This is a genomic window from Streptomyces sp. WM6372 (genome assembly GCF_001279655.1).
In the GTDB taxonomy this organism is placed as follows: Bacteria; Actinomycetota; Actinomycetes; order Streptomycetales; family Streptomycetaceae; genus Streptomyces.
In genome coordinates, this window is record NZ_LGDB01000187.1 from 1 (window position 1) to 22,016 (window position 22,016).

At 71.7% G+C, this 22,016-nt stretch carries 21 protein-coding genes and 1 riboswitch; of the genes, 16 read left to right on the forward strand and 5 right to left on the reverse strand.

Features of this window, described 5'->3' with window-relative positions; translation table 11 throughout:
* Nucleotides 1-309 precede the first annotated feature (309 nt).
* The 3 genes from glyA to gcvT form a co-directional block, all read right to left on the reverse strand.
* Nucleotides 310-1,566, reverse strand: a complete 1,257-nt coding sequence (gene glyA / locus ADK52_RS19590; RefSeq protein ID WP_053691134.1) for a serine hydroxymethyltransferase — start codon at nucleotides 1,564-1,566, stop codon at nucleotides 310-312.
* 17 nt (nucleotides 1,567-1,583) lie between these two features.
* Nucleotides 1,584-1,967 (reverse strand): glycine cleavage system protein GcvH, encoded by a 384-nt coding sequence (gene gcvH, locus ADK52_RS19595; RefSeq protein WP_053691135.1) that lies wholly within the window; start codon nucleotides 1,965-1,967, stop codon nucleotides 1,584-1,586.
* Between the two features lie 124 nt (nucleotides 1,968-2,091).
* Nucleotides 2,092-3,207: a glycine cleavage system aminomethyltransferase GcvT gene (gene gcvT / locus ADK52_RS19600; protein WP_053691136.1), complete on the reverse strand. Its 1,116-nt coding sequence runs from the start codon at nucleotides 3,205-3,207 to the stop codon at nucleotides 2,092-2,094.
* 184 nt (nucleotides 3,208-3,391) lie between these two features.
* Nucleotides 3,392-3,495: riboswitch (glycine riboswitch) on the reverse strand.
* 272 nt (nucleotides 3,496-3,767) lie between these two features.
* On the opposite strand from gcvT, the gene ADK52_RS19605 reads away from it, so the two are divergent.
* From ADK52_RS19605 to ADK52_RS19655, 11 genes are all read left to right on the forward strand, one after another.
* Complete coding sequence (locus ADK52_RS19605; protein WP_420714919.1) at nucleotides 3,768-4,403, forward strand: AAA family ATPase; 636 nt, start codon at nucleotides 3,768-3,770, stop codon at nucleotides 4,401-4,403.
* A 154-nt stretch (nucleotides 4,404-4,557) separates the two neighbouring features.
* A complete protein-coding gene (locus tag ADK52_RS19610; RefSeq protein ID WP_053691137.1) occupies nucleotides 4,558-5,295 on the forward strand; it encodes an enhanced serine sensitivity protein SseB in 738 nt (245 codons plus the stop codon).
* Nucleotides 5,296-5,351: 56 nt separating this feature from the next.
* A complete protein-coding gene (locus ADK52_RS19615) occupies nucleotides 5,352-6,092 on the forward strand; it encodes an enhanced serine sensitivity protein SseB C-terminal domain-containing protein (RefSeq protein WP_053691138.1) in 741 nt (246 codons plus the stop codon).
* A 492-nt stretch (nucleotides 6,093-6,584) separates the two neighbouring features.
* Nucleotides 6,585-7,577, forward strand: coding sequence for an ABC transporter permease (locus ADK52_RS19620; RefSeq protein ID WP_053691139.1), 993 nt, complete (start codon nucleotides 6,585-6,587; stop codon nucleotides 7,575-7,577).
* A gap of 41 nt (nucleotides 7,578-7,618) precedes the next feature.
* Nucleotides 7,619-9,379: an ABC transporter substrate-binding protein gene (locus ADK52_RS19625; protein ID WP_053691140.1), complete on the forward strand. Its 1,761-nt coding sequence runs from the start codon at nucleotides 7,619-7,621 to the stop codon at nucleotides 9,377-9,379.
* A 151-nt stretch (nucleotides 9,380-9,530) separates the two neighbouring features.
* Nucleotides 9,531-10,532, forward strand: coding sequence for an ABC transporter permease (locus ADK52_RS19630; RefSeq protein WP_053691141.1), 1,002 nt, complete (start codon nucleotides 9,531-9,533; stop codon nucleotides 10,530-10,532).
* Between the two features lie 35 nt (nucleotides 10,533-10,567).
* The gene (locus ADK52_RS19635) at nucleotides 10,568-11,629 is read left to right on the forward strand and encodes an ABC transporter ATP-binding protein (protein WP_234344037.1); all 1,062 of its coding nucleotides are present in this window, start codon (nucleotides 10,568-10,570) and stop codon (nucleotides 11,627-11,629) included.
* Nucleotides 11,630-11,634: 5 nt separating this feature from the next.
* Nucleotides 11,635-12,702, forward strand: coding sequence for an ABC transporter ATP-binding protein (locus ADK52_RS19640; RefSeq protein ID WP_053691188.1), 1,068 nt, complete (start codon nucleotides 11,635-11,637; stop codon nucleotides 12,700-12,702).
* 205 nt (nucleotides 12,703-12,907) lie between these two features.
* Nucleotides 12,908-13,564, forward strand: a complete 657-nt coding sequence (locus tag ADK52_RS19645; protein WP_053691143.1) for a trimeric intracellular cation channel family protein — start codon at nucleotides 12,908-12,910, stop codon at nucleotides 13,562-13,564.
* Between the two features lie 58 nt (nucleotides 13,565-13,622).
* The gene (locus ADK52_RS19650) at nucleotides 13,623-14,474 is read left to right on the forward strand and encodes a thioesterase family protein (protein WP_053691144.1); all 852 of its coding nucleotides are present in this window, start codon (nucleotides 13,623-13,625) and stop codon (nucleotides 14,472-14,474) included.
* 79 nt (nucleotides 14,475-14,553) lie between these two features.
* A complete protein-coding gene (locus ADK52_RS19655) occupies nucleotides 14,554-15,717 on the forward strand; it encodes a cysteine desulfurase family protein (protein WP_053691145.1) in 1,164 nt (387 codons plus the stop codon).
* A 38-nt stretch (nucleotides 15,718-15,755) separates the two neighbouring features.
* Here the strand turns inward: ADK52_RS19655 and ADK52_RS19660 are convergent, their stop codons facing one another.
* A complete protein-coding gene (locus tag ADK52_RS19660; RefSeq protein WP_053691146.1) occupies nucleotides 15,756-16,445 on the reverse strand; it encodes an N-acetylmuramoyl-L-alanine amidase in 690 nt (229 codons plus the stop codon).
* A gap of 69 nt (nucleotides 16,446-16,514) precedes the next feature.
* Here ADK52_RS19660 and mnmA point away from each other — a divergent pair, with 69 nt between their 5' ends.
* The gene (gene mnmA, locus ADK52_RS19665; RefSeq protein WP_053691147.1) at nucleotides 16,515-17,678 is read left to right on the forward strand and encodes a tRNA 2-thiouridine(34) synthase MnmA; all 1,164 of its coding nucleotides are present in this window, start codon (nucleotides 16,515-16,517) and stop codon (nucleotides 17,676-17,678) included.
* A 10-nt stretch (nucleotides 17,679-17,688) separates the two neighbouring features.
* Here the strand turns inward: mnmA and ADK52_RS19670 are convergent, their stop codons facing one another.
* Nucleotides 17,689-18,612: an NADP-dependent oxidoreductase gene (locus tag ADK52_RS19670; protein WP_053691148.1), complete on the reverse strand. Its 924-nt coding sequence runs from the start codon at nucleotides 18,610-18,612 to the stop codon at nucleotides 17,689-17,691.
* A gap of 115 nt (nucleotides 18,613-18,727) precedes the next feature.
* On the opposite strand from ADK52_RS19670, the gene ADK52_RS19675 reads away from it, so the two are divergent.
* The 4 genes from ADK52_RS19675 to ADK52_RS19690 all read left to right on the forward strand — a co-directional run bounded on the left by ADK52_RS19675 (nucleotide 18,728) and on the right by ADK52_RS19690 (nucleotide 21,987).
* Nucleotides 18,728-19,717 (forward strand): GlxA family transcriptional regulator, encoded by a 990-nt coding sequence (locus ADK52_RS19675; RefSeq protein ID WP_053691149.1) that lies wholly within the window; start codon nucleotides 18,728-18,730, stop codon nucleotides 19,715-19,717.
* Between the two features lie 93 nt (nucleotides 19,718-19,810).
* Entirely contained in the window at nucleotides 19,811-20,155 is a 345-nt protein-coding gene (locus tag ADK52_RS19680) for a DUF1330 domain-containing protein (RefSeq protein WP_053691150.1), read from the forward strand.
* Between the two features lie 162 nt (nucleotides 20,156-20,317).
* Entirely contained in the window at nucleotides 20,318-21,007 is a 690-nt protein-coding gene (locus ADK52_RS19685) for an SDR family oxidoreductase (protein WP_053691151.1), read from the forward strand.
* Nucleotides 21,004-21,987, forward strand: a complete 984-nt coding sequence (locus ADK52_RS19690) for a methionine synthase (protein WP_053691152.1) — start codon at nucleotides 21,004-21,006, stop codon at nucleotides 21,985-21,987. Before ADK52_RS19685 ends, ADK52_RS19690 begins: the two co-directional genes overlap by 4 nt.
* Nucleotides 21,988-22,016 lie beyond the last annotated feature (29 nt).

The window sequence follows — 22,016 nt, forward strand, 5'->3', positions numbered from 1 at the left end:
GTGCGGGTGGGGCGGGGGGCTTCAGGAGGGGTGATTGTTCGGTTTTTGTCCGACAGCCGAGCTTAACGTGGTGAAGTGAACGGTTCGTCTGCCGGACCGGGTGCGCGAGGTTGCGGTTGGGCGTGGGTCAGGTCACGGTCCCGCTGCACGACGGCGTCCGCGGCGGGGCCGCGCCGCCTCCAGGATCGGGTCGGGCCCTGGCAGCCCGGCGGAGCGGACCTGGACGCCCGCGCGGCGAAGGCGAGCGGCTGTGGTCATGAGAAAGGCCCGGCCCTGTGGAAAACAGGGCCGGGCCCATCAGGCCGGCGCCTAGAGCGTCGGGTACAGCGGGAACCTCGCGGCGAGCGCCGAGACGCGCGCCTTCAGGTCCTCGGCGTCGTACGCGGGCTTCAGCGCCTGCGCGATGATCTCGGCGACCTCGGTGAAGGCCTCGGCGTCGAAACCGCGGGTGGCCAGCGCCGGCGTACCGATCCGCAGACCCGAGGTGACCATCGGCGGCCGCGGGTCGTTCGGGATCGCGTTCCGGTTGACCGTGATGCCGACCTCGTGGAGGCGGTCCTCGGCCTGCTGGCCGTCCAGCTCGGAGTTGCGCAGGTCGACCAGGACCAGGTGCACGTCCGTGCCGCCCGTGAGGACGTCCACGCCCACGGCCTTGACGTCGTCCTGGACCAGGCGGGCGGCGAGGATCTTGGCGCCCTCCAGGGTGCGCTCCTGGCGCTCCTTGAACTCGGGCGAGGCCGCCACCTTGAAGGAGACCGCCTTGGCCGCGATCACGTGCTCCAGCGGACCACCCTGCTGACCGGGGAAGACCGCGGAGTTGATCTTCTTGGCCAGCTCCTGCGTCGACAGGATGACACCGCCGCGCGGACCGCCGAGGGTCTTGTGCGTGGTGGTGGTGACCACGTGGGCGTGCGGCACCGGGTTCGGGTGCAGGCCCGCGGCCACCAGGCCGGCGAAGTGCGCCATGTCGACCATCAGGTACGCGCCGACCTCGTCCGCGATGCGGCGGAAGGCGGCGAAGTCCAGCTGGCGCGGGTAGGCGGACCAGCCGGCGACGATCAGCTGCGGCTTGGACTCCTTGGCGAGGCGCTCGACCTCGGCCATGTCCACCTCACCGGTCTCGTCGACGTGGTACGGGACCACGTTGTAGAGCTTGCCGGAGAAGTTGATCTTCATGCCGTGGGTCAGGTGACCGCCGTGGGCCAGGTTCAGGCCCATGATCGTGTCGCCCGGCTTCAGCAGCGCGAACATCGCGGCGGCGTTCGCCTGCGCACCGGAGTGCGGCTGGACGTTCGCGGCCTCGGCGCCGAACAGCGCCTTGATGCGGTCGATCGCGATCTGCTCGACCACGTCGACGTGCTCGCAGCCGCCGTAGTAACGGCGGCCCGGGTAGCCCTCGGCGTACTTGTTGGTCAGGACCGAACCCTGGGCCTCCATGACGGCGACCGGAGCGAAGTTCTCCGACGCGATCATTTCCAGGGTGGACTGCTGGCGGGCGAGCTCGGCGTCGACGGCGGCGGCGACGTCCGGGTCGAGCTCGTGCAGGGGGGTGTTGAGAACAGACATCAGGAACCCCTGGGGTGTCAGTTGTCGGAGTGGGTGAGCGCGGCGTAGTCCTCGGCGGAGAGCAGGTCGGCCGGCTCCTCCGCGATGCGCACCTTGAACAGCCAGCCACCCTCGAACGGGGCGGTGTTCACGAGCGCCGGGTCGTCCACGACGTCCTGGTTGGCCTCGACGACCTCACCGGTGACGGGGGAGTACAGGTCGCTGACGGACTTGGTCGACTCCAGCTCACCGCAGGTCTCGCCCGCGGTCACCGTGTCGCCGACGGCGGGGAGCTGGGCGTACACGACGTCACCGAGCGCGTTGGCCGCGAACTCCGTGATGCCGACCGTCGCGACGCCGTCCTCGGCGTCCGACAGCCACTCGTGCTCCTTGCTGTAACGCAGCTGCTGGGGGTTGCTCATGACCTGATTCTCCTGGATGCGGGGGAGTGCGAACGAACAGTGGTCTTGCGTACTGAGACGGCCGGTACGGAGCCGGGGACGGCGCCCGTACGGGACCGCCGCGGCACCGGTACGGCGTACGGGGTTACTTCTGCCGCTTGTAGAACGGCAGGGCCACGACCTCGTACGGCTCATGCGTACCGCGAATGTCCACGCCGACGCCGGAGGTGCCGGGCGCGGCGTGCGCCGCGTCCACGTAAGCCATCGCGATCGGCTTGCCCAGCGTCGGGGACGGGGCGCCGGAGGTGACCTCACCGATGACCTGGCCGCCGGCCACGACGGGGAACCCGGCGCGCGGGACGCGGCGGCCCTCGGCGATCAGGCCGACGAGCTTGCGGGGCGGGTTCGTCGCGGCGCGCTCGGCGGCGGCCTCCAGGGCGGCGCGGCCCACGAACTCGCCCTCCTTCTCGAACTTCACGACCCGGCCCAGACCCGCGTCGAACGGGGTCAGGGAGGTGGTCAGCTCGTGCCCGTACAGCGGCATGCCCGCCTCCAGGCGCAGCGTGTCGCGGCAGGACAGGCCGGCCGGGACCAGGCCGACGCCCTCGCCGGCCTTCGTCAGCGCCTGCCACAGCTCGACGGCGTGCTCGGGGGAGACGAACAGCTCGAAGCCGTCCTCGCCCGTGTAGCCCGTACGCGCGATCAGCGCGGGCACGCCCGCGACGGTGCCCGGCAGGCCGGCGTAGTACTTCAGCCCGTCCAGGTCGGCGTCGGTGAGGGAGGCGAGGATGCCGGGGGACTCGGGGCCCTGCACGGCGATCAGCGCGTACGCGTCACGGTCGTCGCGGACCTCGGTGTCGAAGCTGGCGGCGCGCTCGGTCAGGGCGTCCAGGACGACCTGCGCGTTGGAGGCGTTCGCGACGACCATGTACTCGGTCTCGCCCAGGCGGTAGACGATCAGGTCGTCGACGATCCCGCCGTCCTCCTGGCAGATGTGCGTGTAGCGGGCGCGGCCGACGCCGACGGTGGAGATGTTGCCGACGAGCGCGTAGTCCAGGGCCTTGACGGCCTCCGGGCCGGTCAGCGTGATCTCGCCCATGTGGGAGAGGTCGAAGAGGCCGGCCTTGGTCCGGACGGCGTTGTGCTCGTCGCGCTCACTGCCGTACCGCAGGGGCATGTCCCAGCCCGCGAAGTCGGTCATGGTCGCACCGAGCGAACGGTGCAGCGCGTCGAGGGCGGTCAGGCGGGGGGCAGTGCTCATGGGTGTGGCTCCCGGGTCCCAGGGCATGACATGACGAGGACGTTCCTCCCCATCTGTCATCGGAACCTGAGAGGTTCGCCGAGAGTTCCCGGTCGGACCCGGGGAACGTCGACTTGCACCTTGGGTGGAGCGCACGCGGATGCCGTCGCGGGGGACGGCGGCGCGGCTCGCTTTTCAGATCTGCCTCATCCACGCGGTACGGGGCCTGAGAGATTCAAGGGAGGTACTTGCTCCTTCGGCGCCCGGGCACCGCCTCACGGCGTGCCGGGACTCTCCCGCGCGGATTCAAGCGGCCGGTATGCAGTTGGTCCAGATGGCGCACATCATTGCACGCCGTCCGGGCGATCGGGGGTGCGGGCCCGAAAGAACGTGCGGAGGAAGGCACGGAAGAAGTGCGGACCGGTGATGACGGACCGGGGACGCTTCCGGGACGCGGCCGGGATGCGCCGACCGGAACCGGGGGTGCCGGATTACCGTCTCTTTACACTCAGTGGGCATGGGGCCCCTGCGGGGCCCGATTGGGGGAGGCGATCACTGTGCGGAGATTCGGAGTGCTGGCGTTGACCGGGACGGGATCCGTGGACGCGGCGCCGGCGGCGCGGCGGGCGTGCGCCGAGGGCGCTGCCGTACGCGACCTGCGCGGCCGGGGCGCGCACGGACCGCAGTGGCTCGGCTTCACGGAAGGGGACATCGTCGTGGTGTCCGGTCTGCCGGGCGGCGGCAAGAGCACGCTGATCAAGCGGGCCGCGGAGGACGGCGGCATCGACTCCCAGGACGTGCGCGAGCGCTGGGAACGCCGGATGCCGAGGGCGCTGCCGTACGCGGTGTACCGGCCGCTGGTCCGCTTCGACCACTACTGGGGGCTCTGGCGGACCCTGCGCTCCGGCGCCTCGGCGGTGGTCCACGACTGCGGAACGCAGACGTGGGTCCGCAGCCTGCTGGCCGCGGCCGCGCGGCGCCGGGGCCGGGCGCTGCACCTGCTGTTGCTGGACACCAGCCCGGAGGAGGCGCTGGCCGGGCAGGCGGCGCGGGGGCGCGGGGTGTCGGCGTACGCCTTCGCCCGCCACCGCGGGGCGGTGGCCCGGCTGCTGCGCGACGCGGAATCGGGCCGCGTCCCGGCGGGCTGCACCTCGGCGGTGCTCCTGGACCGCGGCTCGGCGGCCCGCGTGACCCGCATAGCGTTCCGGCGGCCGTAGGCGGCCGTGGACGGTCGTAGGTGCCCGTGGGCGGCCCGGGAGCGCCCGTCGGAGGCCCGGGAGCGCCGGCGGCCGGCCGGGGGCCCCGGCGGCGGTGTCGGTCCGAGCCGATAATCTCGGGCCGACAGGGCGGGGCGAAACAGCGGAGGCGTACATGCAGGGCGGCGGCTGGCCGGACAACGAGCTGGAGCAGGTGCTCGGGGCGGCGCTCGGGCAGGCGGACGCCGGTGCCCGGATCGTCGAGGTGCTCGGCCGCAGCCGGCTCTGGGTGCCGCTGCCCGCCGGTGGCGGCCCGGACGCGGCCGGCGGCCTCACGCTGCCCACCATGGAGATCAACGGGGCGCCGTACGTCCCCGTGTACAGCTCCGAGGCCCAGTTCCGCGCCTGCGCCGGTCCCGCCATGGACTTCGCCGTGGCCCCCGCCGTCGAGTTCGCCCGCGGGCTGCCCCCGCAGCTCGGCATCGCCGTGAACCCCGAGGGCGCCGTCGGCGTCCCGCTGCCCCCGCCCGCCGTCGCGGAGCTGTGCCGCACCGGCCGGACCCCCCTCGACGGCCCCGCCACCGGCGGCCGCGTCCGGCTCTACGAGCCCGACTGGCAGGAGGACCCGGTGGACTTCCTGGCGGCCGCCGCCGAGGAGTTCCGCGCCACCGGCGTGGTCGCCGCCGCCCACCGCTGCCTGGCCAGCGTCGAGGGCGGGGGCCCGGAGCTCTACATCGGTGTCCGGCTGCTGGGATGGGAGCCCGAGATGCGGAACGCCCCGATGGACGCCCTCGGCCGGGCCCTGGCCCGCGTGGCACCGCCCTGGCCCGTGCAGTTGATCCTCCTCGACGCCGCTCAGGACCCGGTGGTCGACTTCATCGCCGAGCGCGTACGCCCCTTCTACCTCGCGTAGCGCCGCTTAAGCTGGGTGCCGATACGGGTGGACGGGCGGACGAAGAGGGGTACCGGGTGAGTGCGTCAGGCACGGCCGCGGCCGGGCAGGTCGAGCACATGATGCGCCAGGTGACGCCCGGGCGCTTCGAGAGCTACGAGTCGCTTCTGCACGCCCTCGCCGAGGGCCGCCTGTGGATGCTGCTCTGGCAGGGCCAGCCGGGCTCCCCGGACGCCCAGTACGGCGGCATGGAGGTCGAGGGCCTCGGGTACGCGCCCTGCGTGACCTCCCCCCAGGAGCTGGCCGCCAGCGGCTGGAACCGGGGCTACGAGGTGGTCACGGGCCGGGACGTCTCCCGCGCCCTCTACCCGGACCGCTGGGGCCTGTGGCTCAACCCGCACGCCCAGGGCGGCGGCCTCGGCATCCCCTGGGCCGACCTGCGCCGCATCGCCACCGGCCTCGACCGGATGCCGGCCGGCCCGCTGCGGCTGTCCGAGCCCGCCCTGGAGCTCCCGCAGTTCTACGGGCTGCTGACCCAGCACGCGCACCGCACCCCCGCCGTGCGCTCCCTGCGCCGCGCCTGGGTGCAGCCCTCGCTGGGCTCGCCGTACCTCGCGGTGGGGCTCGACCTGTACGACGCCTCCGCGCCCGCGCTGGAATCCGTACGGGAGATGATGCGCCAGTCGGTCGGCGCGGTGCCCGAGGGCGTGCCGGTGTGCACGGTGGCGCTGGCGGACGAGCACGATCCCGTCGCGATGTGGCTGCGCGCCCAGACGCGCCCCTTCTACGACCGGGAGGGCCAGGCTCCGGCCTACTGAGCAGGCCCCGGTCCACGGACCGGGACGACCGTATCGAGCCAACCGAGGCCGCGGGGAACGACCGTTCCCCGCGGCCTTCGGCTTGTCCTGATTTCGCCGACCTTGTGGGCCCAAAAGACATGGTCCTACCGCGAGTTGGGCGCCATGTCCGATTGCGTACCGAACGGACGGTGTTGCTCCGCTCAGGCGAGAGCGAAGTCCGGATAACGGGAACCCGACCCTCACATCACGGTTGCGCATCCATTCATCTGCGGGTCTGGCGGCTGATCGCAGCGCCGATGAAGACTCCCCACCCAAGAGCCGGTCAGTCCTCCAAGGCCCGGTTCGGCACATGATTTTTTGCTTGTCGCTTCGCACGGCACTTCCCGCAGTTCCTGCACCTCACACGCGTCCTGCGTGTCACCACGCACTCCGAGCGCCACTCCGCACCAACGCCGCCACAGCGGCGGGCATGGGCCGGCAACCCGTCGGCCGAGAGGGGTCCCCACCACGATGACGGCACCACTGCATGACACGAGCGCGGAATCACCCGCACCTGTGTCCGTAGCCGACGTCCCAGCCAAGGCCATCGAAGGCCGCTCGCCCGGCCGCATCGCCTGGATGCGGCTCAAGCGCGACAAGGTCGCGCTGACCGGCGGCGTGGTCGTGATCCTCCTGATCCTGGTGGCGGTCTTCGCACCGCAGATCGTGAGCCTGCTGGGCCACCCGCCCAACGAGTTCCACGAGGACCTGATCGACCCGGACCTCGGCACGCCGCTCGGCTCCTTCGGCGGCATGAGCTCCGACTTCCTGCTCGGCGTCGAACCCACCAACGGCCGCGACGTGTTCAGCCGGATCGTCTACGGCGCCCGCATCTCGCTGATCGTCGCGTTCCTGTCGGCCTTCGTCTCGGTCACGATAGGCAGCCTGCTCGGCGCGCTCGCCGGGTTCATCGGCGGCTGGGTCGACGGCATCATCAGCCGGCTGATGGACCTGCTGCTCGCCTTCCCGCAGCTGCTGTTCACGATCGCCCTGGTCTCCGTCGTCCCCAACTCCCTCTGGGGGTTCTCGGGTTCGGGCGTCCGGATGGGCGTGCTGATCGTCGTGATCGGCTTCTTCGGCTGGCCCTACATCGGCCGTATCGTCCGCGGCCAGACGATCTCCCTGCGGGAGCGCGAGTACGTCGAGGCCGCGCGCAGCCTCGGCGCCGGGCGCGGCTACATCCTCATCAAGGAGCTGCTGCCCAACCTGGTCGCGCCGATCCTCGTCTACTCGACGCTGCTCATCCCGACCAACATCCTGACGGAGGCGGCCCTCAGCTTCCTCGGAGCCGGCGTCAAGCCGCCCACCGCCTCCTGGGGAAAGATGCTGTCCGACGCCATCCCCATCTACCAGGACGACCCCGCGTACATGGTGGTCCCCGGTATCACGATCTTCATCACCGTCCTGGCGTTCAACCTCTTCGGGGACGGGCTGCGCGACGCACTCGACCCCAAGGGCAGCTGAACCGCTTCAACGATTCACCCACCAATGGAGGTTGGACCAACGTGATCCGCAGAAAGCAGGCATTCGCGATCACCGCCGTGATCGCCGCCCTGTCCCTGACCGCCGCGTGCGGTGGCAGTGACAGCGGCAAGGGGACCGAGGGCAAGGGCGGCGCCGCCTTCAACGCCGCCACCACCGGCATGGTGAACCCCTCGGACGCCAAGGGCGGGGAGCTCAAGCTCTGGTCGCCGCAGGACGTCGACTACCTCGACCCGGCGCGTGCCTACTACGGCTTCGTGTGGGACATCCAGCGCCTCTACGTGCGCCAGCTGCTCGCGTACGACAGCAAGCCGGGCAAGGACGGCAGCAAGCTCGTCCCGGACCTCGCCGAGGCCCTGCCGGTCCTGAGCAACGAGGGCAAGACGTACACCCTCAAGATCAAGGACGGCGTGAAGTTCGAGGACGGCACGCCGATCACCTCGAAGGACTTCAAGTACGGCATCGAGCGCGTCTTCGCGCAGGACGTGCTGTCCGGCGGCCCCACCTACCTGATCGACATCCTCGACCAGGGCCAGAAGTACCCCGGCCCGTACAAGGACACCGACGCCAACAAGATGGGCCTGAAGTCCGTCGAGACGCCGGACGACAAGACGATCGTCTTCAACCTGGCGAGCGCCAACTCCGACTTCAGCTACCTGCTGGCCATGCCGTCCTCCTCGCCGGTCCCGGCGGCCAAGGACACGGGCGCCACGTACACCAACAAGCCGGTCTCCACCGGCCCGTACAAGGTCGAGAGCTTCACCGCGAGCAAGGGCGCGACCTTCGTCCGCAACGAGAACTGGGACCCGAAGACCGACACGATCCGCAAGGGTCTGCCGGACAAGGTCTCCTTCACGGTGACCACCAACCCGGACGACATGGACGCGCGTCTGCTGTCGGGCGACATCGACCTCGCCATCGACGGCACGGGCATGCAGCAGGCCGGCAAGAACAAGGTCCTCAAGGACGAGAAGCTGAAGCAGAACGCGGACAACCCGTTCACGGGTTACATCCGCTACTTCGCCTTCCCGACCACGGTCGCGCCGTTCGACAACATCGAGTGCCGCAAGGCCGTCATCTACGCGGCCGACCCGAAGTCCCTGCAGACCGCCCGCGGCGGCCCGACCAGCGGTGACCTCGGCGCGAACATGCTGCCGCCCGGCATCCCCGGTGCCGACAAGAGCTACGACCCCTTCAACCTGACCAAGGGCGAGCCGCAGGAGGCCAAGGCCAAGGAGGCCCTCAAGGCCTGTGGCAAGCCGGACGGGTTCGAGACCACCATCGCGGTGCGCAACAACCGCGCCCCCGAGGTGAAGACGGCCGAGTCCCTCCAGGCCTCGCTCGCCAAGGTCGGCATCAAGGTCACCATCGACCAGTACGACGGCAAGCTCTCCTCCTCCGTGATCGGTTCGCCCGAGAACGTGAAGAAGAAGAACTACGGCATCATCGTGATGGGCTGGGGCGCCGACTACAACTCCGGCTCGGGCTTCCTCCAGCCGCTCGTTGACGGATCGTTCATCCAGCCCAACGGCAACAACAACTACACGATGATCAACGACCCGGAGATCAACCAGCTCTTCAAGACGGCCGCCGCCGCCGCGACTCCGGAAGCCGCCGCCCCGTTCTACACGGACATCAACAAGAAGGTCATGGAGAAGGCCCTCTACCTTCCCATCAACTTCGACAAGGCCTTCGTCTACCACAACCCGCGTCTGACGAACGTCTACTTCAACGACTCCATGGGCAAGATCGACCTCGCCACGGTCGGTATCGCCGCCAAGTAAACCGACCGGCACGAGTCGTCGAGTCGTCACGTAACAACAGGCAAGTGCCTTCACCGCACATGCGCTAGTCCGAAGGGCAGGTGAAGGCCGCAGGCGGCGGCTGTCGTCCCCACGAGGGACGGCAGCCGCCCGCCCCGGGCGGCCGACTGCAGTGCTCGTCTACCTCATACGGCGGCTGTTCAACGTCGTCGCCACGCTGCTGGTGGTCTCCGTGGTCACCTTCGGCATCTTCTTCGCGGTCCCCAAGATCACAGGCAGCGATCCGGCCCTGATGTACGCCGGCCGCGAGACCAACGAGACCGCCCTGGCGGGCATCCGCGTGAAGATGGGCTTCGACAAGCCCATCTCCGAGCAGTACCTGACCTTCGTCAAGGGCATCTTCGTCGGCCGCGACTACGACGGCGGCACGGATGTCACCCACTGCGCCGCCCCCTGCTTCGGATACTCCTTCAAGACCGAGGCGCCCGTCTGGGAGACCATGGTCGACCGGATGCCGGTCACCCTCTCGCTCGCCCTCGGCGCGGCGGTCATCTGGGTGATCGCCGGTGTGGCCACGGGTGTGGTCTCGGCGCTCAAACGCCGGACCGCCATCGACCGCACGGTGATGGTCGGCGCGCTCGCCGGCGTCTCCCTGCCGATCTTCTTCACCGGCATGGTGGCCCCAGCGATCTTCGTCTACGGCCTCGGCTGGCTGGACGTGTCCAACTACAGACCGCTCACCGAGGATCCGCTGGCCTGGCTCAACTCGCTGATCCTGCCCTGGGTGACCCTGGCCTTCCTCTTCGCCGCCACCTACGCCCGCATCACCCGCGCCACGATGCTGGAGGTCCTCGGCGAGGACTACATCCGCACCGCCCGTGCCAAGGGGCTCAAGGAGGGCGTGGTCATCCGCAAGCACGCCCTGCGCTCCACCCTCACCCCGATCGTCACGATGTTCGGCCTGGACCTCGGCGGACTCCTCGGCGGCGCGGTGCTCACCGAGACGACCTTCAACTTCCAGGGTCTGGGGACGGCGGCCGTGGCCGCCATCGGCCAGGGCGACCTGCCCGTGATCATGGGCGTCACCCTGCTCGCCGCGCTGTTCGTGGTGATGGCCAACCTGATCGTGGACCTGCTGTACGCCGTCATCGACCCGCGCGTGAGGCTGACGTGACCGAGAACCCCACCACCGGCAGCGGGCCCGCGTTCGTGCCCGAGCAGGCCGGGCCCCCGTCCGACGGGGCCTTCCTCTCCGTACGCGACCTCAAGGTGCACTTCCCCACCGACGACGGTCTGGTCAAGTCCGTCGACGGACTCTCCTTCGACCTGGAGCGCGGCAAGACGCTCGGGATCGTCGGCGAGTCCGGCTCCGGCAAGTCGGTGACCTCGCTGGCCATCATGGGCCTGCACCGCACCGGCAACGCCCGCAGCCGCCCGCACATCTCGGGCCAGGTCGTGCTCGACGGCGAGGACCTCGTACGGGCCGACGCCGACCACGTGCGCAAGCTGCGCGGCCGCAAGATGGCCATGGTCTTCCAGGACCCGCTGTCCGCGATGCACCCGTACTACTCGGTCGGCAAGCAGATCATCGAGGCGTACCGGACCCACCAGGGCGTCGACAAGAAGACCGCCCGCACCCGGGCGGTCGAGATGCTCGACCGCGTCGGCATCCCGGAGCCCCACCGGCGCGTGGACGCGTACCCGCACGAGTTCTCCGGCGGTATGCGCCAGCGCGCGATGATCGCGATGGCACTGGTCAACAACCCCGAACTGCTCATCGCGGACGAGCCGACGACCGCCCTCGACGTCACCGTCCAGGCGCAGATCCTCGACCTGATCCGCGACCTCCAGAAGGAGTTCGGCTCCGCGGTCATCATGATCACGCACGACCTCGGCGTGGTCGCCGAGATGGCCGACGAGATCCTCGTGATGTACGGCGGCCGGTGCATCGAGCGCGGCACCGCCGAGAAGGTCTTCTACGAACCCCGCCACCCCTACACCTGGGGCCTGCTCGGGTCCATGCCGCGCATCGACCGCGAGCAGACCGAGCGCCTGATCCCGGTCAAGGGCTCGCCGCCCAGCCTCATCAACATCCCGAGCGGCTGTGCCTTCAACCCGCGCTGCCCGTACGCCGACGTCCCCAAGGGCGGCATCACCCGCACCCAGCGGCCCGAGCTCACCGAGGACGACAGCCGGCACTGGTCCGCCTGCCACATGTCGCAGGAGGAGCGGACCCGGATCTGGACCGAAGAGATTGCGCCGAAGCTGTGACCGACATGAAGAAGACGGACGCCTCCGGGGAACCGCTGCTGAAGGTGACCGGCCTGGTCAAGCACTTCCCCATCAACAAGGGGCTGCTGCGCAGGCAGGTCGGGGCCGTCAAGGCCGTGGACGGCATCGACTTCGACGTCCGGCGCGGTGAGACGCTGGGCGTGGTCGGCGAGTCCGGCTGCGGCAAGTCGACGATGGGCCGGCTCATCACGCGCCTGCTGGAGCCCACGGGCGGCACGGTCGAGTTCGAGGGGCGCGACATCACGCACCTCGGGGTCTCCGGGATGCGTCCGCTGCGCCGCGACGTGCAGATGATCTTCCAGGACCCGTACGGTTCGCTGAACCCGCGGCACACGGTCGGCACGATCGTCGGCGCCCCCTTCAAGCTCCAGGGCGTCCAGCCGGAGGGCGGGCTCAAGGCGGAGGTACAGCGCCTGCTGTCCCTGGTGGGCCTCAACCCGGAGCACTACAACCGGTACCCGCACGAGTTCTCGGGCGGCCAGCGCCAGCGCATCGGCATCGCCCGCGCGCTGGCCCTGAAGCCGAAGCTGGTCGTCGCCGACGAGCCGGTCTCGGCGCTGGACGTGTCGATCCAGGCCCAGGTGGTGAACCTGCTGGACGACCTCCAGGAGGAGCTGGGCCTCACGTACGTGATCATCGCGCACGACCTTTCGGTCATCCGGCACGTCTCGGACCGCATCGCGGTGATGTACCTCGGCAAGATCGTGGAGCTGACCGACCGCAAGTCGCTGTACGAGAACCCGATGCACCCGTACACCAAGGCACTGCTGTCGGCCGTGCCGGTGCCGGACCCCCGCCGCCGGGGCGTGAAGAGCGGGCGCATCCTGCTGAAGGGCGACGTCCCGTCGCCGATCTCGCCGCCCTCCGGCTGCCGGTTCCACACCCGGTGCTGGAAGGCCACGCAGATCTGCACGACGCAGGAGCCGCCGATGCTGGCGCTGGCCACGGGCCACCAGGTGGCCTGCCACCACCCGGAGAACGCCGCCGACCAGGCCCCGGGAGACCCGGCCCTCCCGGGCGCCGCGGAAGCCCTGGCCCCGGTCTCGGAGTAACCCGCCCCCGCCCCGGGGTACGGGCATCCGCCGTCCCGGGGCGTAAGCGCCCCCGCCCCGGTGCCCAGAGCCCCGGGGCGGGGGCATGTCGTCGGCCCGACCGGGCCGTGAGCCGGGCATGCGGCCTCCGGCCGGGGCGGCGGCCGCCCGGGGTGGCGGGCCGTACCCGTCGAACCGCAGGCCGGGCGCGCTGCACAATGGGGCAGTGCTCCACGATCTCTTCCCGCCCGGGATCCAGCATGCCCTGGACCTCGCCGGCATCTTCGTCTTCGCCACCGCGGGCGCGCTGCTCGCCGTCCGCAAGAACTTCGACGTCTTCGGCATCTGCGTCCTCGCGCTGGCCACCGCCCTCGGCGGCGGCCTCTTCCGCGACCTCGTCATCGGCGCCGTCCCGCCGGCCGCCTTCGGCGAGCTCAGCTTCTTCGTCACCCCGCTGATCGCGGCGGCGTGCGTCTTCTTCCTGCACCCCGAGGTGCAGCGCATCAACCGGGCCATCAACGTCTTCGACGCCGCAGGCCTCGCCCTCTTCTGCGTGACCGGCACGACCAAGGCGTACGAGTTCGGTCTCGGACTCACCGCGTCCGCCGCGCTGGGCCTGGTCACCGCCGTCGGCGGGGGCGTCCTGCGCGACGTCCTGGCCAACGAGGTGCCGTCGCTGCTGCGCGACCGCGAGATGTACGCCGTGCCCGCCATCGTCGGTGCCTCGATGGTGGCCCTGTCCATCGCCTTCCACATGCTCAACGCCGTGACGACGGCCGCGGCGATCATCACCACGTTCGTGCTGCGGCTCCTCGCCATGCGCTACCACTGGCGGGCGCCGCTGGCCTGGAACCGCCGCTCCTCGGTGGCCGAAGAGCCGTAACCAGCATGTAGCAAAGGAAAGCTACCGCTTAGTAGCTACCGGCGGTAGGCTCGAATCCATGGCATACGCAGCGACCCAGGCCTCCATCGGCGACAGCGAATTCGACCGGGACACCACCGTCACCCCGCGCGCGGACGAGCCCGGCGTGTACGACGCGGAACTCTCCGCCGGGTGGACGATCATCACCGCCGTCAACGGCGGCTACCTGCTGGCCCTGGTCGGCCGGGCCCTGTCGGCGGCCCTGCCGCACCCGGACCCCTTCACCGTCTCCGCCCACTACCTGACCTCGTCGGTGCCCGGCCCCGCCGTGATCCGCACCGAGGTCGTCCGGATCGGGCGCACCCTCTCCACCGGCCAGGCCTCCCTCTTCCAGTACGACGAGAACGGCGCCGAGATCGAGCGGATCCGGGTCGTCGCCTCGTACGGTGACCTCGCCTCCCTCCCGGACGACGTCCGCACCACCGCCGTCCCGCCGGCGTTCCCGGCGTACGAGGACTGCCTCGGCCCGGAGGCCGGCCCGGCCCCGATCCCCGGCAGCAACGCGATCGTGGACCGGCTCCGGCTGCGGCTGGACCCGGCGACGGCGGGCTGGGCGATCGGCGCGCCGTCCGGCAAGGGCGAGATGCGGGCCTGGTTCGAGCTGGCCGACGGCCGCGACGCCGATCCGCTGTCGATGCTGCTCGCGGTGGACGCCCTGCCGCCGACCTGCTTCGACCTGGGCCTGATGGGCTGGAGTCCGACCATCGAGCTCACCGCGCACGTGCGTCGGCGCCCCGCCCCGGGCCCGCTGCGGATCTCCATCACCACCCGGAACCTGGCCGGCGGCTTCCTGGAGGAGGACGCCGAAGTGTGGGACTCCACGGACCACCTGGTGGCCCAGTCCCGCCAACTGGCCCGCGCCCCGCGCTGACCCCGGATCCCGCCGCTCCGGGCCCCCGCCGCCCCGGGGGGTCCGGAGCCCGGGAGGGGACTCGTAGAATCAGGGGATCATGGCCTACCTCGACCACGCCGCCACCACCCCGATGCTCCCGGAGGCCGCTGCGGCGATGACCGCGCAGTTCGCCGCCACGGGCAACGCGTCCTCCCTCCACGCCGCCGGCCGCCGTGCCCGCCGTACCGTCGAGGAGGCCCGCGAGGCCCTCGCCGAGGCACTCGGCGCCCGCCCGAGCGAGGTGGTCTTCACCGCGGGCGGCACGGAGGCCGACAACCTCGCCGTGAAGGGCCTCTACTGGGCCCGCCGCGACCAGGACCCCGCCCGGACCCGGGTGCTCGCCAGCCCCGTCGAGCACCACGCCGTCCTCGACGCCGTCCACTGGCTCGGCGAGCACGAGGGCGCCCGCGTGGAGTACCTGCCCGTCGACCGCTACGGCCGCGTGCACCCCGAGGACCTCCGCGAGGCCATCGCGCGCAACCCCGACGACGTGGCCCTGGCCACCGTCATGTGGGCCAACAACGAGATCGGCACCGTTCTGCCGGTCCGTGAACTGGCCGCGGTCGCCCGCGAGTTCGCGGTCCCCCTGCACTCCGACGCCGTCCAGGCCTTCGGGCAGCTCGACGTCCGCTTCGGTGACAGCGGCCTCGCCGCGATGACCGTCAGCGGCCACAAGATCGGCGGCCCGTACGGCATCGGCGCGCTGCTGCTCGGCCGCGACCAGAGCCCCGTACCGGTCCTGCACGGCGGCGGCCAGGAGCGGCACGTACGCTCCGGCACCCTCGACGTGCCCGCCATCGCCGCCTTCGCGGTGGCCGCCGTGATCGCCGCCGAACGGCGCGAGCGGTTCGCCGCCGAGATCGGCGCGCTGCGCGACGAACTGGTCTCCGCCGTGCTCCGCGAGGTGCCGGACGCCGTCCTCGGCGGAGACCCGGACGACCGGCTCCCGGCCAACGCGCACTTCAGCTTCCCCGGCTGCGAGGGGGACTCGCTGCTGCTCCTGCTGGACGCCCAGGGCATCGAGTGCTCCACCGGCTCCGCCTGCACCGCCGGCGTGGCCCAGCCCAGCCACGTCCTGCTGGCCACCGGCACCGATCCGCAGCTGGCCCGCGGCACCCTGCGCTTCTCCCTCGGCCACACCTCCACCAAGGAGGACGTCGCGGCCGTGGCCGCGGCCATCGGCCCGGCGGTCGAACGAGCCCGCACGGCAGGCCTCAGCTAGGTCGTGTCGTTCGGATCATGCCGGGCGCCGGCCTCGGGTCACCCCGAGGCCGGGGCCGAGGCCGGGGCGGCCGCGAGCTCCGAGCGGACCAGGCCCAGGTACCGGTCCCAGTCCCAGTGGGGGCCCGGGTCCGTGTGGTCCGTGCCCCGGACCTCGGAGTGGGCCACGATGTGCGTCCGGTCGACGGGTATGCCGTACCTGCGGCAGACATCGGCGGCCAGCCGGGCGGAGGCCGCGTACATCACGTCCGTGAAATCCTGCGGCCGGTCCACGAAGCCCTCGTGCTCGATGCCCACGCTGCGCTCGTTCATCGAGCGGTTGCCCGAGTGGAAGGCGACGTCCATCTCGCGCACCATCTGCTCCACGCGCCCGTCCTGGCCGACTATGTAGTGCGCCGACGCCTGGTGGAACGGGTTCTTGAAGGCGTCCACCGAGGTCGCGAAACTGCCCTGGGTGACATGCACGACAATCCGGTCCACCGGGTAGTCCTCGGGCCGGTCCGCCATCCGCCAGTTCGCCGGCGAGGCCGCCGTCCAGCCCACGCCCGCGTGGTCCACCTCGCCCTCCTTGCGGGGCTTGCCCACGCCCGGCAGCAGCCACCAGGCGCGCCGCAGCTCGTCCTGCCCGGCGATGGCCGCCACCGTGAACACCCCCAGCCCCCCGAACAGCACCGCCCGGCGGGTCCTGCGCGGCGCCGCCCCGGGCGCGGTCCCGACCCTGCTCCCCATGTGATCCACCCCCCGCACCTGATAACGCGCTGTGACCCCGGCCGGTTCCCCCGTACTCTGGACGGTGCTATGACTGAGAACCTGCCGCGCACCTCACGCCTCCCCCTCGCTGCGCTGGGGGGACCCCCACTTCGCGTCCTGGCCGCCATGTCCGGCGGCGTGGACTCCGCCGTCGCCGCCGCCCGTGCCGTCGAAGCCGGGCACGACGTGACCGGCGTCCACCTCGCGCTCTCCGCGAACCCGCAGTCCTTCCGGACCGGCGCCCGCGGCTGCTGCACCATCGAGGACTCCCGCGACGCCCGCCGCGCCGCCGACGTCATCGGCATCCCGTTCTACGTGTGGGACCTCGCCGAGCGCTTCCGCGAGGACGTCGTGGAGGACTTCATCTCCGAGTACGAGGCCGGGCGCACCCCGAACCCCTGCCTGCGCTGCAACGAGAAGATCAAGTTCGCGGCCCTGCTCGACAAGGCCCTCGCCCTCGGCTTCGACGCCGTCTGCACCGGCCACTACGCCACCGTCGTCCTGAACGAGGACGGCTCGCGCGAGCTGCATCGCGCCTCCGACATGGCGAAGGACCAGTCGTACGTCCTCGGCGTGCTCGACGAGAAGCAGCTGGCCCACGCGCTGTTCCCGCTCGGCGACACCCTCACCACCAAGGAAGAGATCCGCGCCGAGGCCGAGGAGCGCGGCCTGGCCGTGGCGAAGAAGCCCGACAGCCACGACATCTGCTTCATCGCCGACGGCGACACCCAGGGCTTCCTCGCGAGCCGGCTGGGCAAGGCGGAGGGCGACATCGTCGACGGAGCGACCGGAGAGAAGGTCGGCACCCACGACGGCGCCTTCGGTTTCACCATCGGCCAGCGCAAGGGCCTGCGGATCGGCCACCCGGCCCCCGACGGCAAGCCGCGCTACGTCCTCGACATCTCCCCGGTGAACAACACCGTCACCGTCGGCCCCGTCGAGGCCCTCGACGTCAGCGCCCTGACCGCGATCCGGCCCCGCTGGTGCGGCTCCACGGCCGCCGCCCCGGGGACGTACACCGCACAGCTGCGCGCCCACGGCGGCGAGACCGAGGTCTTCGCCGAGCTCGTGGACGGCGAGCTGCGGGTGCGCTTCGCGGAGCCGGTGCGGGGGGTCGCCCCCGGCCAGGCGATCGTGCTGTACGACGGCACGCGCGTGGTCGGCTCCGCCACCATCGCGACGACCACCCGGGCCGCGGCCGCGTCCGTGTGACCCGGGCCGTCTAGACGACCGTCAGGACGATCTTGCCGGTGGTCCGGCCGCGCTCGCCGATCTCGTGGGCCTTCGCCGCCTGCTCCAGCGGCAGCACCGTGTCGATCAGGGGCTTGAGCAGGCCCTGGTCGGCGAGGGCGGCGATCTCCTGCAGCCCCTTCAGGTCCGGCTCCACCAGGACCCACGAGGCCTGCACGCCCTGCGCGTCGGCCGGGATGCCGTCCGGGCCGGGCAGGGTCACCAGGTGCCCGCCGGGCTTGAGCACCTTGAGCGAGCGCTGCCCGTGGTCCCCGCCGACGGCGTCGATCACGACGTCGACGCCGGTGACGGCGTCCTCGAAGTCGGTGGTGCGGTAGTCGATCACCTCGTCGGCGCCCAGCTCGCGCAGCAGCTCGTGCTTGCCCGCGCTCGCCGTGCCGATGACGTACGCCCCGCGGGCCTTGGCGATCTGCACGGCCAGGTGGCCGACCCCGCCGGCCGCCGCGTGCACCAGCACCCGCTGCCCGGCCGTGACCCCGGCCGTGTCCACCAGGGCCTGCCAGGCGGTCAGCGCCGCCAGCGGCAGTGCGGCCGCCTGCACGTGGTCCAGGGAGGCCGGCTTGCGGGCGAAGTGCCGGGCCGGGGCGACCACGTACTCGGCGTAGCCGCCGGCCTGGCGCGGGAAGTTCGGCATGCCGTACACCTCGTCGCCCTCGCGGTACAGCGTGACGCCCGGGCCGACCGCCTCGACGGTGCCCGAGACGTCCCAGCCGACCATCGGGACCTCGCCCCAGCCGATGAGGCCGCCGCTGGCCCGGGTCTTCCAGTCCACCGGGTTCACGCCGGCCGCGTGGACCCGTACGAGGATCTCGTTCAGACCCGGCTCGGGCCGCTCCGTCTCGACCTCGGTGAGAACCTCGGGCCCGCCCCACTGGCTCACGACGACCGCACGCATGACTTGTCTCCTTCGTTGCGTTCCGGACCGGTTTTCCCGGCCGGTGCACTCAGCTTGGCTGCCGACGGGCCCGCGTGGTGTTGGCCGTACGGCCACCATGTGACAGGATCTGGCCATGTCCGTTGTGCATCGTGTTGCCGTACTCGCCCTCGAAGGCGTCGCCCCGTTCGAGCTCGGGATGCCGTCCCGGGTGTTCGGCAACGCCCACGCCGAGGACGGCGGCGGCCTGTACGAGGTCACCGTCTGCACCGCCGACGGACAGCCCGTGACCAGCGACGCGGGCTTCACCATCGGCGTCACGGCGGGCCCCGAGGCCCTCGCCGCGGCCGATACGGTGATCGTCCCGCCCACCCACGCCATGCCCGGGCTGCTGCGCGGCGAGCCCCTGCCGCGGGCCCTCGCCGACGCCCTCGCCGGCATCCGGCCCGGCACCCGGATCGTGTCCATCTGCACCGGCTCCGAGGTGCTCGCCGCCGCCGGGATGCTCGACGGGCGGCGCGCCACCACGCACTGGGTGCACGCGCCGGAGTTCCAGCGGTCCTTCCCGCGCGTCCTGCTCGACGAGGACGTGCTCTTCGTCGACGACGGGGACGTCCTGACCTCGGCGGGCGTCGCCGCCGGCATCGACCTGTGCCTCTACCTGATCCGCGCCGACCACGGCACCGCCGTCGCCAACCGCGCCGCGCGGCTGTGCGTCGTACCGCCGTGGCGGGACGGCGGACAGGCCCAGTACATCGACCGGCCCGTCCCCGAACCCACCGTCGCGACCACCACCGCCACCCGCGCCTGGGCCCTGGAGCGGCTCGCCGAGCCGGTCACGCTGGCCGAGCTGGCCGCCCACGCCCGGATGAGCCTGCGCACCTTCACCCGGCGGTTCCGCGACGAGGTGGGCATGACCCCGGTGCAGTGGCTCACCGTCCAACGCCTCGAAGTCGCCCGCCAGTTGCTGGAGTCCAGCGACCTGCCGGTCGACCTGGTCGCGCACCGGTCGGGCTTCGGCTCCGCCAACTCGCTGCGCCAGCACATGCGGGCCTCCCTCGGCATCTCCCCGATCGCCTACCGCCGGACCTTCCGGCCCGGCAGCCCGGTGGCCGTGAGGCCATGACCCCGGAGGTCATGGCCTCCGGCTCCCCGCCTTGGCAGGATCGGACCAACAGCCCGATCCGGCGCACCATGTGAGAGTTCGGAGGCCAGACCCATGACCGCGTACGCCATCGGCCACATACGCCCCGAGACGATGAACGAGGACATCCTCCGCTACATCGAGGAGATCCAGTCCACGATGGACCCCTTCGGCGGCCGCTTCCTCGTGCACGGGGCGGAGATCGAGGTCAAGGAGGGCCCGTGGCCCGGCACGGCCGTCGTGATCGCCTTCCCCGACATCCAGAGCGCCCGCGCCTGGTACGACTCGCCCGCCTACCAGGCCCTCCTCCCGCTGCGCACCCGCCACATCCCGGGCGAGGTGATCCTGGTGGACGGCGTTCCGCCCGGCTACGACGCCGCGAAGACCGCCGCGGGCCTGCGCGCGGCCGCAGGGCTCTGACCCCCGGCCCGGACCGCCGCCGCGTCCTGGGCGGCGCCGGATCGGCCGGTGGATCACCTCGGCCCCGGCCGTCCCCGCCGAGGCCGCCGAGGTCACCGCACCGGCGGGCGGCGACACGTCCCAGGCCCTGCCCGGCGGCGGCGACCTGCGAGCATGGGGCCCATGGCTACTCACCTGATCACCGGTGCCGGCGCGGGCATCGGCGCCGCCGTCGCCGCCCGGCTCCACGCCCGCGGCGACGACCTCGTCCTGCTCGCCCGTGACGCCGCCCGCGGCAAGCAGCTCGTCGAGCGCTATCCCGGCTCCCGCGCCCTCGTCGGCGACCTCTCCGACCCCGAGCGGCTCTCGTGGGCCTTCTCCAAGCAGCCCATCCCCGAGCGGATCGACTCGCTCCTGCACATCGCCGGGATCGTCGACCTCGGCCCCGTCGGCGAGCTGCGCCCCAAGACCTGGCAGCAGCAGCTCAACGTGAACCTGATCGCCCCCGCCGAGGTCACCCGGCTGCTGCTGCCCACCCTGCGCGCCTCCCGCGCCACCGTGGTCTTCGTGAACTCCGGCGCCGGCCTGACCGCCCACGCCGACTGGAGCGCGTACGCCGCCTCCAAGCACGGGCTCAAGGCCCTCGCCGACTCGCTGCGCGCCGAGGAGAAGCCGAACGGCATCCGCGTCACCTCCGTCTACCCCGGGCGGACCGCGACCGCCATGCAGGCCAAGGTGCACTCGCAGGAGGGGAAGGAGTACGACCCCGCGCAGTGGATCGACCCCGAGTCCGTGGCGACCACGATCGTGATGGCCGTCGACCTGCCGCGCGACGCCGAGGTCAACGACCTGAGCGTCAGGCCCGGCCGATGACCGCGGGAGCCACCGGCGTCGGCTCCCTGCCCGGCGGCGACGCCCGCGAGGCGGCCAAGACGGCCACCGGGTCCTTCGAGGACTTCCCGTACCTCCCCGAGCTGCCCGCCCGCGGGCCCGGCGCGGACATGATCGGCCGCTCCCTCGGGATGCTCGTCGAGATGTACGCCCACGTCGAGCCCAGCGGCTGGCGGATCAGCGACCGCCCGGGGCGCGACACCCGGCGCGCCCGTTCCTGGCTCGGCGAGGACCTCGACGCCCTGGAGGAGTTCACCCAGGGGTACACCGGCAAGCTCAAGGTCCAGGCCGTCGGCCCGTGGACCCTGGCCACCGCCCTGGAACTGCACGGCGGCGAGGCCGTGCTCCAGGACGCCGGTGCCTGCCGTGACCTCGCCGGATCCCTCGCGGAGGGTCTGCGCGACCACCTGGCCGACGTGCGCAGGCGCATCCCCGGCGCCGAGATCGTGCTCCAGCTCGACGAGCCGTCCCTGACCGCGGTGCTGCTGGGGCGCGTACGGTCCGCGAGCAAGTACCGGACCTACCGGGCCGTCGACCGGCAGGTCGTCGAGGGCACCCTGCGCGAGCTGTTCGCCGTCCACGACGGGGACGTCGTCGTGCACTCCTGCGCACCCGAGGTGCCCTTCGGGCTGCTCCGGCGGGCCGGCGCCGCGGGTGTGTCGTTCGATTTCTCCTTGCTCACCGAGCGCGAGGACGACGCCATCGGCGAGGCCGTCGAAGGCGGCACGAAACTCTTCGCCGGAGTGGTGCCGGGCACGGACGCCCCGTTGTCGGACCCTGCCGGTAGCGTCATGGGTGTCAGGAAGCTCTGGCGCAGGCTGGGGCTGGCCCCGGGGACTCTGGCGGAGTCCGTCGTGGTCACCCCGGCGTGCGGTCTGGCGGGCGCTTCGCCCGCCTACGCCCGCGCCGCGCAGGCGCACTGCGTCAGGGCGGCGAGGTCGCTCGCCGACAACCCTGAGTGACGTAAACGGACGGGCCACGGGAGGACACG